This is a genomic window from Mycobacteroides sp. H003, from assembly GCF_001440135.1.
Lineage (GTDB): Bacteria > Actinomycetota > Actinomycetes > Mycobacteriales > Mycobacteriaceae > Mycobacterium > Mycobacterium gwanakae.
Genome location: NZ_LJYL01000034.1, coordinates 1222015 through 1239975, shown reverse-complemented (window position 1 = coordinate 1239975; position 17961 = coordinate 1222015). Strand labels below are relative to the sequence as shown.

13 protein-coding genes are annotated in these 17961 nt (G+C 60.7%); 4 read left to right on the top strand and 9 right to left on the bottom strand.

Annotation, left to right across the window (positions count from 1 at the left end):
• Window positions 1-204: 204 nt before the first annotated feature.
• The gene (locus AOT87_RS26085; protein ID WP_057967571.1) at window positions 205-1608 is read left to right on the top strand and encodes a cytochrome P450; all 1404 of its coding nucleotides are present in this window, start codon (window positions 205-207) and stop codon (window positions 1606-1608) included.
• 25 nt (window positions 1609-1633) lie between these two features.
• Here AOT87_RS26085 and AOT87_RS26080 read toward each other — a convergent pair whose 3' ends face one another.
• The 3 genes from AOT87_RS26080 to AOT87_RS26070 form a co-directional block, all read right to left on the bottom strand.
• A complete protein-coding gene (locus AOT87_RS26080; protein ID WP_057967570.1) occupies window positions 1634-2899 on the bottom strand; it encodes a glycosyltransferase in 1266 nt (421 codons plus the stop codon).
• Window positions 2900-2906: 7 nt separating this feature from the next.
• Window positions 2907-4187: a glycosyltransferase gene (locus tag AOT87_RS26075; RefSeq protein WP_057967569.1), complete on the bottom strand. Its 1281-nt coding sequence runs from the start codon at window positions 4185-4187 to the stop codon at window positions 2907-2909.
• A 314-nt stretch (window positions 4188-4501) separates the two neighbouring features.
• A complete protein-coding gene (locus AOT87_RS26070; RefSeq protein ID WP_057967568.1) occupies window positions 4502-5482 on the bottom strand; it encodes a class I SAM-dependent methyltransferase in 981 nt (326 codons plus the stop codon).
• Between the two features lie 129 nt (window positions 5483-5611).
• Between AOT87_RS26070 and AOT87_RS26065 the strand changes: the two genes are divergently transcribed.
• Together AOT87_RS26065 and AOT87_RS26060 are read left to right on the top strand one after the other, a co-directional pair.
• On the top strand, window positions 5612-6406 hold the full coding sequence (locus AOT87_RS26065; protein ID WP_057967567.1) for a GAP family protein: 795 nt from the start codon (window positions 5612-5614) through the stop codon (window positions 6404-6406).
• Window positions 6407-6540: 134 nt separating this feature from the next.
• Window positions 6541-7326: a GAP family protein gene (locus AOT87_RS26060; protein ID WP_057967636.1), complete on the top strand. Its 786-nt coding sequence runs from the start codon at window positions 6541-6543 to the stop codon at window positions 7324-7326.
• Window positions 7327-7356: 30 nt separating this feature from the next.
• Here the strand turns inward: AOT87_RS26060 and AOT87_RS26055 are convergent, their stop codons facing one another.
• Window positions 7357-8352 (bottom strand): sulfotransferase family protein, encoded by a 996-nt coding sequence (locus AOT87_RS26055; RefSeq protein ID WP_234795786.1) that lies wholly within the window; start codon window positions 8350-8352, stop codon window positions 7357-7359.
• 25 nt (window positions 8353-8377) lie between these two features.
• Entirely contained in the window at window positions 8378-9157 is a 780-nt protein-coding gene (locus AOT87_RS26050) for a methyltransferase domain-containing protein (protein WP_057967634.1), read from the bottom strand.
• 332 nt (window positions 9158-9489) lie between these two features.
• On the opposite strand from AOT87_RS26050, the gene AOT87_RS26045 reads away from it, so the two are divergent.
• On the top strand, window positions 9490-10902 hold the full coding sequence (locus AOT87_RS26045) for a hypothetical protein (RefSeq protein ID WP_057967566.1): 1413 nt from the start codon (window positions 9490-9492) through the stop codon (window positions 10900-10902).
• A gap of 49 nt (window positions 10903-10951) precedes the next feature.
• Here AOT87_RS26045 and AOT87_RS26040 read toward each other — a convergent pair whose 3' ends face one another.
• Genes AOT87_RS26040 through AOT87_RS26025 form a run of 4 tightly spaced genes read right to left on the bottom strand, consistent with a single transcriptional unit; the run spans window position 10952 to window position 17542 of the window.
• Window positions 10952-11290 carry a hemophore-related protein gene (locus AOT87_RS26040; protein ID WP_057967565.1) on the bottom strand — a complete coding sequence of 113 codons (339 nt, stop codon included), beginning with the start codon at window positions 11288-11290 and terminating at the stop codon, window positions 10952-10954.
• Window positions 11291-11332: 42 nt separating this feature from the next.
• On the bottom strand, window positions 11333-14191 hold the full coding sequence (locus AOT87_RS26035; protein ID WP_057980226.1) for an RND family transporter: 2859 nt from the start codon (window positions 14189-14191) through the stop codon (window positions 11333-11335).
• 40 nt (window positions 14192-14231) lie between these two features.
• Entirely contained in the window at window positions 14232-17135 is a 2904-nt protein-coding gene (locus AOT87_RS26030; RefSeq protein WP_081343250.1) for an RND family transporter, read from the bottom strand.
• A complete protein-coding gene (locus tag AOT87_RS26025; protein ID WP_081343249.1) occupies window positions 17132-17542 on the bottom strand; it encodes an MmpS family transport accessory protein in 411 nt (136 codons plus the stop codon). Before AOT87_RS26025 ends, AOT87_RS26030 begins: the two co-directional genes overlap by 4 nt.
• Between the last annotated feature and the right edge of the window lie 419 nt (window positions 17543-17961).

The following is a 17961-nucleotide window of genomic DNA, read 5'->3' as shown; positions in this document are numbered from 1 at the left end:
CGACAAACCTGGGTACGCCTCCACGCCAACGAAGTACTCGACTTCCGAAAGTAGGTGCGTACCCGCCGCAACACTCGTACCGTTGGATGGCACCGTAGCGTCTCGAACTGAGTCACTCTCCGCAACAGGCAAACTCGCGCCAGTGACGACTGGGACCATCGGCATGTGAGCTGTCATACCCACTATTGCTTAGGATCACGCACAGTGAGCAAAACTGCGAAACCGGTACTACCGCCAGGACCTCCACTCCCATTGGTGGCGCAATCCATATTGATGGCGGCCTATGGTCTGCGCTTTCTCGCCGGCTGTCAGCGCCGCTATGGCAATGTATTCACACTGCGTATTCCCTTGTCGGGCAAGGTCGTATATCTGGCGGATCCGGCCGATATCAAGAAGGTCTACGCTGGCGACCCACGAGTCTTTCATTCCGGAGAGGCACACTGGTTTTTCCGTGGGCTGCTCGGCGACAGCTCGTTGTTCGTGCTCGACGAGGCCGAACACCACGATCAGCGTCGCCTTCTCATGCCCGCCTTTCATCGTGATGCCGTCGCGCGCCAGACGACTCAGATGACAGAGATCGCTGCCGCAAACATAACCAAATGGCCGGTTGGTCAGAGCTTCCCCGTTGCCCCGTTCACCACAGAGATCACACTCGAGGTGATCCTGCGAACAGTTATCGGCGCCACCGACCCGGTACGGCTAGCCGCACTGCGCAAGGTGGTACCGCGTCTGCTCTACATGAAGCCGTGGGAAACCCCGGCGATTACCAATCCTCGCCTGCGGCGGTATTTCCCATGGCGGGGGGTCGGCAGACGGATGGCAGAGACCGATGCCCTGCTCTACGCGGAGATCGCCGAGCGTCGTGCTGACCCCAACCTGGACGAGCGCACCGATGTGCTGGCCATGCTTGTCAGCGCCACCGACGATGACGGCCGCACGATGTCCGACCAAGAACTGCGTGATCACCTTTTGACGTCCATCGCGGCCGGACATGAGACCACCGCGACCGCACTGGCCTGGGCGCTGGAGCGGCTGACACGGCATCCTGCCGCGCTGGCCAAGGCTGTGCACGCCGCCGATGCCAGCGCAGCGGGGGATCCGGCCGGCGATGAGTACCTCGACGCAGTCGCCAAGGAGACGCTACGAATCCGCCCGGTGATCTTCAGCTCGGGCAGGGTGCTCAAAGAGCCCGTGGAGATTGGCGGCTATCGGCTACCGGCCGGAATCATGGTCGATCCGGCCATCGGACTCGTGCACGCGAGTGCCGCGGTGTATCCGGATCCAGACCGCTTCGACCCGGACCGAATGCTCGGCACCACGCAGAGTCCAACCACCTGGTTGCCGTTCGGCGGCGGTAATCGCCGCTGCCTCGGGGCCACCTTCGCGATGGTCGAAATGCGAGTAGTGCTCCGTGAGATCCTGCGCCGGGTCGACTTGAGCACCACCACCGCGCCCGATGAGAAGCAGCAGGCAAAACACGTCACATTTGTGCCACACCGTGGCGGCTACATCGAGGTTCAGGCGATCAGGGACTGCGCGCCCGCAGCTCCACCACGGTGTCCTGCTGGCTTTCATGGCACGGCGCAGTCGGCCGACCCTCGGCGGTGAACCTACCCTCGTGGGTCGGACTTGGTCACCGCCGACTACTCCTGGCCAGGCCTTCAACGAAATCTGCTGCGGCCATGACACTTTCAGCAGGCCTGGTCATGCGGGTGGCGACCTCCCTGGCACGATCCACACAGTGCGGTTCGAGAATTGTGCGTAGGTCGGTCACCAACGTCTTCGCAGTCGTGGTCGAGAAACGCCGGGCGGTACCCACTTTCAATCGTTTGACACGTGTACCCCACAACGTCTGATCGAGGTCTGTGGAGAGGATCAACGTGGGAACTCCTGCCCGCAGGCCCGCAGCGGTTGTCCCGGTACCGCCGTGGTGCACCACTGCGCGGCAGACCGGAAAGACCGCTGAGTAGTTCATCGCGTCCACCACCTTGATGTTCTCTGCGGACAGCACCCGACTGAAATCAGACCCGGCAGAACACACCAACGCCCGCTCGCCCAACTCCTCACACGCCGAACTGATCATCGCAAGCGTCTGGGCGGCAGATTCCACCGGCAGGCTGCCGAAGCCGAAGAAGATCGGTGGCGTCCCGGCAGCGACCCACGAAGCCACCTCATCATCGAAATCTGTTGGTAAATCCAGTGTCAGCGCACCGACGAAGGGCCTCCGGCCCTCATGCTCCGCCCATTCCTCGGCGAGGCCAGGAAAACAGACCCGGTCATAGGCCTGGATCTCCAGCGATCCACGTGCGGTGATTCGCCACGGTGAGGGCGCCGTGGCTCGCGGCAGCGCCAGCTCACCGCGCTGTACCCCCTCGACCTTCTTCGCGTTCTGCCATGCCAGCCACTCGCCGAGCCTCATCGTCAATCGGCCCAACGGCGCGGGCAGTAAAGGTAGGAACCGCCCGTTGGCCCGCAACGGAAAGAAATGCAGCGTGGCCAGCGGAATGTCGTAGTACTCCGCCACATTCCCCGCTGCGTCCTCGAAATTGACGCCGGTAAAGAGCACGTCAGCTCCCTGCGCCAACGATGTCAGCGTCGCGACGATGTCCTTCCAACATTGCAGGAAGGGCTCCACGACCTCACGGCGCATCCTGATCAGATCTCGGACCTTCCAGAAATTACGAAAGAAGTGCGTCCAGAAATCGCGATGTGCGTCCAGAACTGCCTGCAGATCCGGGCCGTAGGCGACCGCGGTAGGTCCGGCTGCTTCCACAAAGGCGATGAGATCGGGTGGGACGGCCATCTGCACGTCATGGCCCCGGCGCAACAACTCACGGCCGACCGCGACGCACGGCTCGATATCGCCGCGTGTCCCGTAGCTCGCCAGTACAAACTTCATCGGGGCATCAGCCGGCCCGCTTGAGGCGGACGAAATCTTCCAGCAGATCGGCGGCGGTCACCGGGCTTTCGGCGACTCCGGTCATTCGGGTAGCGACCTCGCGCGCCCGCGTGGCGTACTGCGAGTCGAGGATGGTCCGCAGGTCGGCGAGCAGAGTCTTCTCGGTGGTGGCCGAGAAGCGGCGGGCGGTACCCACTCTCAGCCGCTTTACCCGCGCTCCCCACAGCGTCTGATCGAGATCCGTCGAAAGAACCAACGTGGGGACTCCCGCCCGCAGACTCGCGGCGGTGGTGCCGGCGCCGCCGTGATGCACCACCGCGCGGCATGCCGGAAAGACCGCGGTGTAGTTCATCGCGGCAACCACTTTGACGTTCCCGACAAGTGAGACACCGCTGAAATCACTTCCGCCGGCGCACACCAGCGCCCGCTCTCCCAACTGATCACATACCGCGCTAATCATGGCCAGTGTCTCGGCGGCAGATTCGACGGGCATGCTGCCGAAGCCGAAGCAAATGGGCGGTCTTCCCGCCTCTATCCACGAGGCCACTTCGGTATCGGAGTCTGTTGGTAGATCGAGTGTCAGTGCACCGACGAAGGGCCGTCGACCATCGTATTGGGCCCATTCGTCGGCCAGACCAGGCATACAGACCTCGTCGTAGGCCTGGATCTCCAAAGAACCACGCTCCGCGATCCGCCACGGCGAAGGTCCGGTGGCCTTGGGGAGGCCCAGCGAGCGACGCTGTGGGTCCTCGAGCCTCTTGAACATCGGCCAGCCCAGCCACTCAGACAGCCGCATAATCGACCGGCCAAGCCGCGCAGGTAGTCCCGGGACGAGCTGGCCGTTCGCGCGAATCGGAAACACGTGTAGCGTGGCGAACGGAAGGGAGTAGTACTCCGCGACGTTGCCGGCCGACTCCTCACCGAGGACACCCGTGAAAAGCAAGTCGGCATCCGCCGCCTGCGATCTCAGTGTTGTACTGACGTCCTCCCAACACTGAACCAAGAATCGCCAGTCTTCGCGGAGCAGCTCCCGGAGATCCCGGATGCGCCAGAAGTTCTTCCAGAAATTCCGCAAGAAGCGCGCCCAGAAGTCGCGATTCACGTCCTGCCATACTCGAACATCTGGTCCACAGGCGACCGCCGAGAGTCCGGCCGCCTCCGCAAAGCCGACTAGGTCGGGCGGAACGACCATGCGTACCTCATGCCCACGGCGTAGGAGCTCGCGGCCGACGGCCACGCCCGGCTCGACATCGCCGCGTGTGCCATAGAATGACAGTACGAATTTCATCGCAGAGCCCTTCACATCCAGTGTTCCTGCGGAATGAGAGCGGGAGCCTCGCCACAGCTCAACCGCCCGGCAGCATATCCCGGTGCCTCCGTTATCGTCTTTCAATTCAAGAGATTTGGGCTGCACCTCAACAACCTCTCGCGCCGGGGCGGACCTTACGGATGATCCTCGGCCGCTACAGGCCAGCTCCAGCGACAATCCAAAGATGTCTGGCCGGAATCATCGGCGCTCGTCGGATCGCCTTCAATTGACCTGAATCGTTTGAGTAGCAAAGGAATACGATCGCATCTCTAGACAAGACGTACAGATTCAGATCATTTGAGCCGCAGCACAAAGCCGGTCTGGTCACCACGGTTCTGCTGATTGAGCTGCGTGGCCCGCTTCTCCCATTCCCAGATCTGTTTGGGATGGAACATGCGAAGGATCTTGGGGTCGGTGACCGGAACATCATCCCGATAGGCCTCGCTCCCGGTGAACTGACCGAAAGTTGAATCGTCAAATGTCTGATCCACTCGCAGACCGGCACGCTCGGCAGCGAGCGCCATTCCCTGACGCGACGGTATGACCATGTGCCGAGGCGCATCGGCCTGCACCCAGTCAGCCCCGTATATGGACCACGCCTCCGATGACGTTGTGGGCACCCTGGCCAGGCATGTGCCGCCGACGGCCAGCTTCTTGGACGCTACCTCGAGTGTGGCCACCGGATCGGGCATGTGTTCGAGCGAATGGTTGAACATAATGAGGTCGAATTCACCTGGTACGTCACGTAAATAGCGCTTCAGGAGCGGTATCCGTTCACGCGACTCACCATCTTCGGCGATGAAAGGATCCGCGCCGAGCAGGCTGACGAAGCCGACCCGTGCCAGCCTGTCGAGCAGCGCGCCGCTTCCACATCCAACATCCAGGATCCGCGCATCACGTTCAATTCCGAGCCCGGCGAGCATCTTGACAGCATCCCCGCCCAGCAGCACTCGGAAGATGCCCTCCGGTATGGGGGAGGTCATAACAGGACCGAATACTCTTCCACCACTGCGTAATTTGAATCTGTCGCGCTGCGTGACCAACCATTGAAATACCTTCGGCTGGGCCGATCCGTTGTGCGAGTAATAGGTCTGCGGGTAATGCCGCATGAGCTCTTCGCCCTGCAGCACGTCGACCATCTGCAACGTGTCACACGCGGCGCAACTGAAGTACTCGAACACCTCACGGGTGCCAAACATCATTTCGCGTATCTCAAGGGTTCGATGAGGACCCGTCGAGCCGCACAGTCGGCATGTACTGGTAACCGCCGTCATTCACATCTCCCCTACGAGACTCTGGGTCCGGAGAACGCGCACCGCTTGCCATGGGATTGTGACCGGGCGCCACAGAACAGCTTTCAAAGGAACCCCAGACGACGAACCTACCGCGTAGTGTCTTTGTACGTGTGGGGATCGGTGCTAGCGCTCGTGGTATTGGTCGCCCTGAATCCGATACGACTGGGCATCACCCTCCTCGTGATCTCGCGGCCGCAGCCTGTGCAGAATCTGCTGATTTATTGGGCGGGCTGTCTCATCGGCTGCATCCCCGCCGTAGTGGTTCCGTTGACACTTCTGCATGTCACACCGATGTTTAGATCATTCGCACAAGGTGTGGCGGGAAGCCCCACCATTCGGCACGTCCAACTCGGCATGGGAGTGCTGGCACTGTCGGTCGCTGCACTCATCGCATCGCGGCCACTGCTGCGTGGCCGCCAGCTCCAGCTTCAGGGGGCAACGAGTGCAACCGCGGCAGCACCCCAGACGAATCTTCCTACCCAGAACCCGATCTCGCGGCTCCTGGGGCGTGCGGGAGACGCGCCGACTGACGGCGGCTCGCTGCTCCAACGATTGGTGCGCCGGGCCACCAACGCCTGGGAGAGCGGTTCGTTATGGGTCGCCTTCCTGATCGGCCTACTCCTCGGCGGTATCGAACCCGACGCGGGCCTGTTCCTTATCGCCATTCTGGTGACCTCCGGTGCCGCAGTCGGGACACAGATCGCCGTGGCTGCCGTTTTCATCGTCGGGGTGCTGGCGATCGTGGAGCTCACCCTGGTCAGCTATCTTGTCGCGCCCGCGAAAACCCAAGTGGTTGTGCAACTGCTGCATGACTGGGCGTTGGCTCATCGTCGAAAGATTCTGGTAGCCATGTGCATAGTGGCTGGGATATCACTTCTGATTCACGGCCTGGGCGGTATCTGAGGAACCAAAAGCCCGATACTTGCGCGAAATTCATTCGGGCACAACGGTTCGCCAAATTATTCAGCGGGGTTGCCGGCCCACTCGGTTCCCAATTCTGCCGAGAAATTGCGGCCACCTGGGTAGTGTTCCGGGCCGTGTGGGGTCTACTGCTCGCGATGGCGATCATGTTCGCGGTCAATCCGGTACTTCTTGCCATCATCGTCTTGATGATCTCGCGCCCTCAGCCGGTACAGAATCTGGCGGCCTACTGGATCGGCAGCACCATCGTCAGTCTTGCCGGCCTACTGATTCCGCTGATGGTGCTGCACATAGCGCCGTCGTTTCGCACCTTTGTGGAGAATATGGCCACACCGGGCAACAGCATCACCACGCGGCTCATCAACCTCAGCATGGGTGTCCTCATGCTGTCGATATCCGCACTGATGGTCGTACGGTCACTTCGTGAGCGGTCACGCGTGGGCGCAATGACAGGCGACACCTCCGCTCAGCCACACGACTCGGATATGGCCCACCACATCACATCGCCGTTCGGCACACCCCAGAGTGAGACCGCGGCGGGTGGTTCGGTGTTCCGCAGACTTCTCTACCGCCTTCAAAAGGCCTGGGAAGACGGGGCCCTGTGGGTTGCGTTCGTTTTTGGCCTCGCCGGGCTACCGCCGCCCATGTTGGTGATCTTCGTACTCACTCCCATAGTGGCCTCTGGTACCCCGATCGGTACCCAGGTCATCGCCGTCATCCTGTTCGTCTTCGGAATGTTCACGGTTGTCGAGATCACGCTCGTCAGCTATCTCGTTGCACCTACCAAAACCCTTGCGGTACTAAGGCCATTGCACGACTGGGCACTCGCACACCGGCGCCAGATGCTGATTGCTATTTTCTCAGTCGCTGGAATGATTCAGGTAGTCAACGGTATTGCCTGAATAGACGGCTCGATACGAGATTCGCTCGTGTCAGGCCCATGTCCCACTGCGCCCGTTGGCCGTCGCCATGACTTCGTAGATCAACTTCATCATCGACGGGCGAGTGCGCCGGCTGAGCTTGTGGAATCGCTGGAAATCCTCGAGCATCGCCCGGAAACCTCGTTCGCTCGTCCGATACGCGTCCAAGACCTGGTCCAATACCGACGGCTCCCAGGGCTCGTCGGCAGCGGCCGCGCAGAGCGTTTCGTACACCACCGACATCCAGTCCGTGCCGAAGGGCTCTGTGACGGGCCCGCTGTACTTCTGGCGCCGAAGGTCGGTTTCCAGGAAATCCTCTATCGCGGCCTCGTCCCTGGCGTCTAAGTCGAGCCCGAGCGCTAACGAAGTACGTTTCATCTCCCGGCGCCAGTCCTCGAGGAGGTTCGTGTACCCCACGAACACCCGCGGCACATCGCGTGTACATGCCTCGGCCAACAGATTGAACTTGAGCCATAGCGCGCTCGAGAACTCCGGCGAGGCGGCGGCCTGGGCGGCAACCGAGGCAATGACCTCCGTTGGGTGGCGCACTGCTATCACCGTCGCGACATCGAAACCGGCCAGATCTGCTGCTTCGAACCACATATCCGACAGCAGATTTATCCTCGGGTCCTTGACGATAATCACTGGCGCCGACGGCAACGTCCCCAGGTATGTCCGGATCTCGGCGATACAGGTTGCCCTTTCACCGGCATCGAACGCGCCCTTTTCTTGCAGACGCAACGTCGTGTCGAATCTCGAGCTGCCGTTGCGATGCAGAATCCTCTCGTTGAGGATGATGACTTTGCGTGGTTCCCAATATCCTCGTGGATTGGCCGGGTTCGCACCCGCCAGGGCTGACGGGAGCGCGCCGCCGCACAGGGACAAAGCACGGGTTATCGCCGATGTCCCGGATCGGGCCATACCCATGACAAACAAAATCACGGGGCGGGACTGACCAGCCGAGGTCACAAGACCGCCCGTCTCAAGACGTAATTGACTGCCGCACATCGAATCATGAATTCTTCCTTGTTTCTCAATCGTTTTGCCCAGCGCGACTGGCAACCATCACCGTCGGGCCCAGCCCCCGTCTAGTCCGAAACTCGACGGCGATGTCCGGATCTGCGTGATGGGCCAGCGCGCGCAGCGCGGACGGGCTGTAGGCGCGTAGGGAGCTGATGAAGCCGTCGTGCTGCAGTGGCGAGAGCCTGACAAGGGGTAGCACCACTGCCAACAACGCGATATGAAGGGGGACCGGCGGCCTGGGCAGGTCCACGATCAAGAGCTTCCTCGCCGCACGGGTTCCCGATGCGAACACTCGAGCAGCGAGATCGGGCGAAAGATGATGTAGCGACAACGCGAATATCGCAAGGTCGTAATGGCCGTTCGGGGAGTCGATCGCGGTGGCATCCATCTCCCGCACCGTGGCGCGGGGGTGGCTGCCGAGATCACTGGCGGCCGCCGCGGCCACGAAGCTGGGGTCGATGTCGGTAATCGTCACCAGGGCCGCTGGGTGCATGTCCAACAACTTGCGTGACAATCCACCAAGACCCGCACCAAGTTCAAGGATCTTCGGAGAGTTCACATCGGCGACCTCGCGTAGCGCCATGCGGGCACACTTCTCGTGGATACCTATCCACCGTCGCCGCCCCGCACGATCGAGCGAGCACATGACCTTGCTCTTGAGATCATCGACGTCATCGCGGTCCAGATACTCCAGACGTCCGGTCTGTAACCGCCTGTCCAGCCAGGAAGCATCCGGGCCGCCCCGAGGCATGCACGAGATATCGCGGGCTCTGTTCTCCACGTAGAACATCATGGATCACAGCGGCGGTGTACGGCAGGACAGTCGTGAAATCAAATGCGCTGCAGGGCATGAAAAATGCAATGACGACACAGTTACTTGTCTGTGTACCAGGTCCTAGATCTGGGTCCATGCGTCCGTCAGATATTCCGGCGCCCTCGGCGAAAAAGATTTCACCACAACATGTCCACCGAACAGCTAGGCTCCCGATCAATCCGGTTGATCAAGCTCGGCTGGGCAACTCGCAGCGTGCACCGCAATCTGGAGTACGCGCGTCGTCAAACCCATTGTCGCCCACCACGCGAAACCGCAAACGCATAGCTAGGAATGAAGGAGTCGGACTGGTGCCTGGGCAGTTACATCGGGTGCGAAAGTCTCTCGGCGACCGGAAGAAGGCCAAAGCTACTGTACGGCTGGATAATCGGCTGGCCCTGGCAGACGAGGCCCTATTGGCTGAGCATCACGCCGCGGGCATGAACGTGATCATTCAGGTGACCTGGCTCTACAGCCACGCCGTCGACCTCGAGGCGTTACGGCGCTTTCATCACAATCTCGGTCGGGGCCTGTTGGGCCGACGCATCGAACGCCCCGCACTGTCGATCGCCCGGCATCGCTGGGTGGAGGACCGGGGGGCGTCCGATATCGATGTCGTTCAACACGCACGGCCCCGCAGCGAGTTCAGCGACTGGGTCGATGCACGTTCGCAGATGCGCATCGACCCCGAGGCAGGCCCCGGCTGGCATATCGGTGTCCAGCCTCTCGACGACGGAACGACCGCGATCAGCCTGGTGCTCTCGCACAATCTGATCGATGGACTCGGGCTGGCGCTTGTGATAGTTGAAGCGGCCCTGGGCAAGACCCGCGATCTTGGCTATCCGCTGCCACAATCGCGCACCCGGCTACGAGCATTGGGTCAGGATGCGCGACAGACCGCGCGTGACGTACCTCAGGTCGCGAAAGCTCTGGTGGCGGCGGTGAAGCTCGGCCGAAAGCAGGCGCGCGATAGGCAATCGGACCGTGTGCCGGCACCTCGACCCGTCGCTGTCGAGCCGGACAAGGCCGATGAAGTTGTTCTCGTACCGGCCCTCACGATCTACGTGAGCTTGGATGCCTGGGATGCCCGCGCGAACGTCCTCGCCGGGGCGAGCCATACGCTTGCCGCCGCCTTTGCCGCGCGGTTCGGGGAGCGAATCGGGCGGCGACGCGCAGACGGCGGCACAGTGACCCTGCAGATCCCGATCAGCGAGCGCACTGAGGACGACACCCGTGCCATGGCACTTTCCTATGCCCGCGTCAGCATTGACCCAACCTCGCTCACAACGGATCTACGCGATGTCCGGTCTGCCATCAAAAAGACGCTGACCGTCCTGAGGGAGACGCCCGACGAGTCCAAACAGCTCCTGTGGTTGCCCTCGTTCGCACCGAAACGGACGCTCCAACGGATGGTCGCCAGGATGCCCGCTGATCCCGATCAGTCGGTGTTCTGTTCGTATCTCGGCGATCTCAGCTCAATGATCGGCTATCCCGCCGGAACACTCGCCGATTTCCAGAACGCACGAGCCACCGGGCAACGCGAGAGACGACAGCTACTCGAGCGCACAGGTGGTCGCATGTTCATACTCTCCGGGCGCCTCAACGGCAAGATCTTCATCAGTGTCGGCGCCTACCAGCCGGGCGCCACGAACACCAAAGAGTCCCTGCGTGAACTGGCCGAGCTCACCCTGGCCGATTTCGGTTTGATCGGCGAGATCCACTGACGGATTTCTGCGCCACGTGCGGTCGCGCCGAACGGGCGATCCTTGCGGGTCAGAAGTTGTGGCAGGTGCGGTAGGCCTGTTCCATCGCTCCCAGGTAGGGCTGAAAGGCCGGTGCATTCGCCACGTCTTGAGCCGTCTGTGCCCGCTTTTCTGGCCCGGCCGCAAGGAATTCGCGTAATCCGCGTTGCAGTATCGGCGATTGGGACAACGCCTTTCCGAATTGCGGATCCTGCGCATTGAGGGCCGCCACCACTTGCGGATAGCTACACGTGGTGTTGATGGCCAAATCCAGGTCAGGATCCGCGGATGCGATCCCGGCCGCCGCGGTCAGCGACAACGCCAGTGCTCCCAACCCTACGGACACTCGAGCAAGCGACACAGAGAACATATACGTACTTCCTTTCTTACCAATATTTTTCGTAATCCAAAGTCAGGCATCTTGCATCACCAGGGGGCGGGGTCTTTCCACGTCTCGCTGCACTCTGGAGGGGCGGCGAAGTACCCGCTGCGGCCACCAGAACCACCTGCCCAACAGCGCGGCGATCGCCGGCGTCATGAACGCGCGCACCACCAAGGTGTCGAACAACAGACCGATCCCGATCGTGGAACCAACCTGCCCAATCACAAGGTCGCTGACCACCATCGACAACATGGTGAACGCGAACACCAAACCCGCAGAGGTCACCACCTTGCCGGTACCGCCCATGGCCCGAATAATCCCCGTGTTGATTCCCGCGCCCAGTTCCTCTTTCATTCGCGAGACCAACAACAGGTTGTAGTCAGAACCCACCGCCAGCAAGATAATCACGGACATCGCCAGCACCAGCCAATGCAGTTCGATGCCGAGGATGCTCTGCCAGATGAGCACCGAGAGCCCGAATGCGGCACCCAACGAAAGTGCCACTGTACCAACGATAACCAGTGCCGCGACAAAACTTCGCGTCATGATCAGCATGATCCCGAAGATCAGACAAAGCGCCGCGACCCCCGCGATCAGCAGATCGTATGCGGACCCGTCACGTAGGTCTTTGAACGTCGCGGCGGTCCCAGCGAGTTGAATCTGCGCATTCTCCAACGGAGTTACCTTGAGCGCCTCCTCGGCTGCCGTCCGCACCGCATCTACCCGCGACAGTCCTTCCGGCGTCCCCGGGTCACCCCGATACGTCAGGATCAGACGTACCGCCTTTCCATCTGGTGAAAAGAATAGGGACATCGCATGTTTGAAGTCTTCGTTCTCGAACACCTCCGGAGGCAGATAGAAGGAGTCATCGTTCTGGGCGCCGTCATAGATCTTTCCCATCGCGGTCGCATTCGCAGCCGTCTTGTCGATGAGAGAAAAGATCCCCGACATGGTGCTGTGCATCGTCAGCATCATGGCGCGCATTGCCTTCATGGTCGTGATCATCGGCGGGAAAAGGGCGATCAGGTCCCGCTGGTACCCGTTCATCTGCTCCACGCGTTCCAGGATCTGGTGTGTCCGAAGGCTGAGCTGGTCGGTGCCGTCGAGGGCCTGAAACACCGATCTGATGGCGAAACAGATCGGGATGGTCTCGCAGTGTTTCTCCCAGTACAGATAGTTGCGTAGAGGTTTGAAGAAATCGTCGAAATTGGCGATGTAATCGCGTAGCCGATCAACGGTCGCCGTCAGCTCCCGGTTCATGACGACCGTCTCGTTGGTGATGTCGGAGATGCTGCGCATCAGCTCGTAGGTGTGCTGCATCTGGTTGATCATCTTCGTCGTGTCTTCGGCCTGCCTCAGCATGTCGTCCACGCGTTCTTTTCCAAACGGCAGGATCTGCAGCATGCCGGCACTTTGCAGGCTGATCTGAAACGGTATCGACGTGTGCTCGATAGGGCTTCCCTCTGGCCGGGTAATGCTCTGCACCATGGAGATACCGGGAACGGCGTACAGGCCTTTGGCCAGTTTGTGCAGAACCACGAAGTCCGCCGGGTTGCGCATATCGTGGTCTGCCTCAAGCACCAGGACGTCGGGCGTCATCCGCGACTCGGGAAAATGACGTTCGGCGGCGGCGTACCCCAGGTTGGCGGGGATGCCCCGGGGCACATAGAGCCTGTCGTCATAGCTCGTCTGATATCCCGGAAGTGCCAGCAGGCCAGTGAGTCCAACCGCGCAGGCCGCGGCGAGGATAGGTCCGGGCCACCTAACGATCGCCGTACCAACCCACCGCCAGCGGCGGACCATGATCTTCCGCTTGGGCTCGAATAGTCCGAAACGACTGCCGAGGGCTATGACGGCCGGTACCAACGTGACAGCCACCGCCACCGCGACGGCCATACCCACTGCGGCGGGAATGCCCATCGTCTGGAAATAGGGCAGCCGCGTGAAGCTGAGACAGAAGATCGCACCGGCGATCGTCAGTCCAGAGGCCACGACCACCTTGGCGACGCTGCTATAGGTGGTGTAGAACGCGGTCTCCCGGTCCTCGCCGGACTGTCGGGCCTCCTGGTATCGCCCGGTGAAGAATATGCCGTAGTCCGTTCCCACGGCGATACCGAGAGACACCAAGAGATTCACGGAGAATGTCGAAAGCCCAATGACGCCATGGTCTCCCAGAAATGCAACGATTCCTCGGGCGGCCTGTACCTGTATTCCCACCATGATCAGCAGGAGAATGACGGTGATCAGCGAGCGGTATACAAAGAGCAGCATCGTTAGGATCACCACGAGCGTGACAACGGTGATCTTGACGATCGACGTGTTACCCGCATGGTTCATATCAGTCACCAACGGTGCCGGCCCCGTGACATAGACCTGGACCCCTATCGGCGGAGTCGACCGTGCCACGATGCCCCGGACAGCTTCCACCGATTGGTTCGCCAGAGCCTGGCCTTGGTTGCCTGCAAGGTTCACCTGGACGTAGACGCTCTTACCATCGGCACTCTCTACACCCGTCGCGGTGAGTGGGTCGCCCCAATAGTCCTGGATGTGCTGCACATGGGCGGTGTCGGCTCTCAACTGGCGAATCAAGTTGTCGTAGTAGCCGTGTGCGTCATCACCGAGGGGTTGTTGTCCCTCCAGCACCACCATCGCCACGCTGTCGGAATTCGATTCTCCGAATACCTGACCCATACGCTGCATCGCCTGGAACGACGGCGCGGCCTGGGGAACCAGGGATACCGAGCTTTCCCGCCCCACCTGTTCCAGTGACGGAACCCCAAAGGTCACCACGGCGATGACCGCCAACCAGCCAAGGACAATCGGCACCGATAGACGACGGATCAGCCCCGCCACGAAGGGTGGCCTGTTGGGCATCCGGTGAATACTCATGTGCTCTTTGCCCATCGGTACACAAAAGAATTCATGGCCGTTAGCGCTCTTGCTTCTGCCACAAGAAGCTCACCAAAGGGCGTGGACCGGTCGAGTGCCGTTGTGCTCTGGTTGGGCGGCGGAGTACCCGCTGCGGCCACCAGAACCACCTGCCCAACAGCGCGGCGATCGCCGGCGTCATGAACGCGCGCACCACCAAGGTGTCGAACAACAGACCGATCGCGATCGTCGATCCCAGTTGGCCGATGGTGACAAGGTCGCTGACCACCATCGACAACATGGTGAACGCGAACACCAAACCCGCAGAGGTCACCACCTTGCCGGTACCGCCCATGGCCCGAATAATCCCCGTGTTGATCCCCGCGCCCAGTTCCTCTTTCATTCGCGAGACCAACAACAGGTTGTAGTCAGAACCCACCGCCAGCAAGATGATCACGGACATCGCCAGCACCACCCAGTTCAACGGAATGCCGAGGATGCTCTGCCAGATGAGCACCGAGAGCCCGAATGCGGCACCCAACGAAAGTGCCACTGTACCAACGATAACCAGTGCCGCGACAAAGCTTCGCGTCATGATCAGCATGATCCCGAAGATCAGACAAAGCGCCGCGACCCCCGCGATCAGCAGATCGTACTTCGAACCGTCGACGATGTCCTTGACCGATGCGGCTGTACCCGTCATATAGATCTTGGCGTTTCGCAACGGCGTGCCCTTGAGTGCCTCTGCCGCCGCCGTCTCAATCGGATCCACCAATGACATGCCCTCGCGCGTCGCGGGATCACCCCGCTGCGAAATGAGCATCCGGGCGGCCTTTCCGTCCGATGACAGGAAGATGTTCATCACACGTTTGAAGTCCTCGTTGTCGAACACTTCCGGAGGCAGATAGAAGGAGTCATCGTTCTGGGCGGCATCGAAGGCCTTACCCATCGCAGTCGAGTTACTGGTCGACTGCTCCATCTGATCGAAGATCCCCGACATGGTGCTGTGCATGGAAAGCATCATTTTCCGTGTGGATTCCATGGTCTCGATCATCACGGGGAACTGTTCCGCCATCTGCGGAAGCAGTTCGTCCAACCGATCAAGATTGGCAACGAGGTCACCCAATTTGTCAGATACCTCGTCGACGCCGTCGAGGGTGTCGAAGACTGAACGGATGGCCTGACAAACGGGAATGTCGTAGCAGTGCTTTTCCCAGTAGAGGTAGTTACGGATCGGCCTGATGAAGTCATCGAAATCCATGACGTGGTCCCGCAACTCGTTCATGATCACTTCGAGTTCGTGCGTGGTTCCGACCATGTCGTGGGTGGTGCCCACCATCTGTTCGGTCAACGACTGCATCCGCTTCATGATGGCGATCGTCTTCAGCATGTCGTCCGCCTGGACCAGCAGATCGTCCATGCGATTTCTCTGAAACGGCATCAAATGGGATTGGCTCGCGCTGCTCATGCTGAGCATGAACGGGATGGTGGTGTGTTTGAGCGGCTCACCTCCGGGACGGGTCACCGCCTGCACCCTGGACACACCGGGCACAGCCTGGACTCCGCGGGCAAGCTTGTTCAGCACCAGAAAATCGACAGGATTGCGCATATCGTGATCGGCTTCGATCAACAGAACATCGGGTGCCATCATCAACGATTGCGGGAAATGACGTGAGGCTGCCGCGTAGCCCACATTGGCCGGAATGTCTTGTGGGATGTATTTCTGGTCGTTGTAGCTCGGCTGGTAAACGGGCAGTGTCAACAGCCCGATGAGCGCCACCGCGCAGGTCGCTACCAGGATCGGCGCCGGCCAGCGCACGATCGCCGTGCCGATCTGCCGCCATCGACGGACCGTGACCTTTCGCTTGGGCTCAAACAGTCCAAAGCGGCTGCCTACCGCGATAACTGCCGGAACGAGTGTGATCGCTACCGCCACGGCGACGACCATGCCCACGGCGGTGGCTACACCCAACGTCTGATAGACGGGTAACCGCGTGAAGTGCAGACAGAGGACCGCACCGGCAATCGTCAATCCCGAGCCCAGGACCACCTTGGCAACACTGCGGAAGGTGGTGTAGAACGCGCTCTCCCGATCCTCGCCGGCTTGGCGCGCCTCCTGATATCGCCCGGTGAAGAATATGCCGTAGTCCGTACCTGCCGCGATGGCAAGTGCCACCAAAAGATTGACGACAAACGTGGTGATACCGATAAGACCGAGGTTGCCGAGTAGCGCCACGAATCCTCGTGCCACCGTCAACTCTATTCCGACGACAACGAGCATGAGAATGACGGAAACGACCGATCGATAGACCAAGAGCAGCATCGTGAAAATCACCGCGAGGCTCAGACCCGTGACCAGAAGAACAGTCCTGTTGCCGGCAGGACCCAAGTCCGCGGCGAACGCTGCCGGGCCGGTCACATAGGCCTTCACTCCCAACGGCGCCGGTGTCCGGTCCACAATGGCCCGTACCGCCTCGACGGATTGATTCGCCGACGCCCCCTCCCGGGGATCAGTAAGGGCTACTTGCACATATGTGGCCTTGCCATCAAGGCTTTGCGCAGCGGCCTGCGTCATTTGGTCGCCCCAGAAATCCTGGACGTGCTGCACATGCGCCGTGTCGGATTTCAATTGACGAATCAGTTCGTCGTAGTAGCGATGCGTATCGTCGCCCAGAGATTGCTGCCCCTCCACGACGATCATCGCCACGACGCTGGAATTGGACTCACCGAACAGCTGGCCCATCCGTTGCGTTGCCTGAAATGATGGCGCCACATCCGGATTCATCGCCACCGCGTGCTCCTTCTCGACCTGCTCGAGTGAGGGAACACTGATGCTCAAGATGACAGCTATCGCCAGCCAGCCCAGGATGATCGGAATCGAGAGGCGACGAATCATCCGCGCCAGGAACGGCGGGCGGTTACTTACCGGCAACGGCTCAGTCGGCGGGTCATTGAGGGTGCTCATGCGGCCTTCAACATGCAGAAGGTCAATGCGCTCACGCCGTATCGGATCTTCTCGTCCTTGACCTTGTCACCCACGAGAATGCGGCACCCGATGCTGTCTGCGTCGCCCTGCGCGGTGAGGTTACCCATGGCCGTCGCCTCGGTGATCGGGAATTCCACCGACCAGGGCAGCAGGGCCTCCCTGATGACCTGCGGCTCCGCGTCGGCATCGAAATAGCTGATGGTTGCCACCGCGCCGGGAGGGCCGAACACTTCGTAGATCAGGTACTTAGGGTCGTGTGGCCGCTTCTCTTCCCGCTCGGTGTTGGCGTACGCGGGACGACGCTCATTACCGAAGACACCGTGCAGCCGCGACACGGTGAATCCGCCCGCAACTCCCACCACCACGAGTACCAACGGAATCCACACACGCTTCAAGATCGTGAAAATCTCGAGTCCCTCCGACTGTCTTCCGCGCTCGGCAGCATGTCAGCTGCACAAACATGTATCTCCAGATCGGATGTGAACACAACGGATAACCGAACTTCGAATGCGGCGGCACTCAGGCTCGGTCATGTGCGAAGCACCGCCAACGTACGGCACGCCTCGTCGCGCGCGACCCGATTCCGACGAGTAAACCACGTTGACTCGCCATGAAGGACACAATCCGCGATCTCGGTCTGGAAACGTCTAATACCTTGATACCAAGCCTATTTGGGAATGAAATGCTCGTGCAGAAATCGCCGGACGTCCGAATGTGAGGCCCATCCGTAATCACATCACACGTAGATGAAAGCTTGAGATCTGCTGGGAGAGAATCGCATAGAAGGGTCCTACTGAATGTTGTG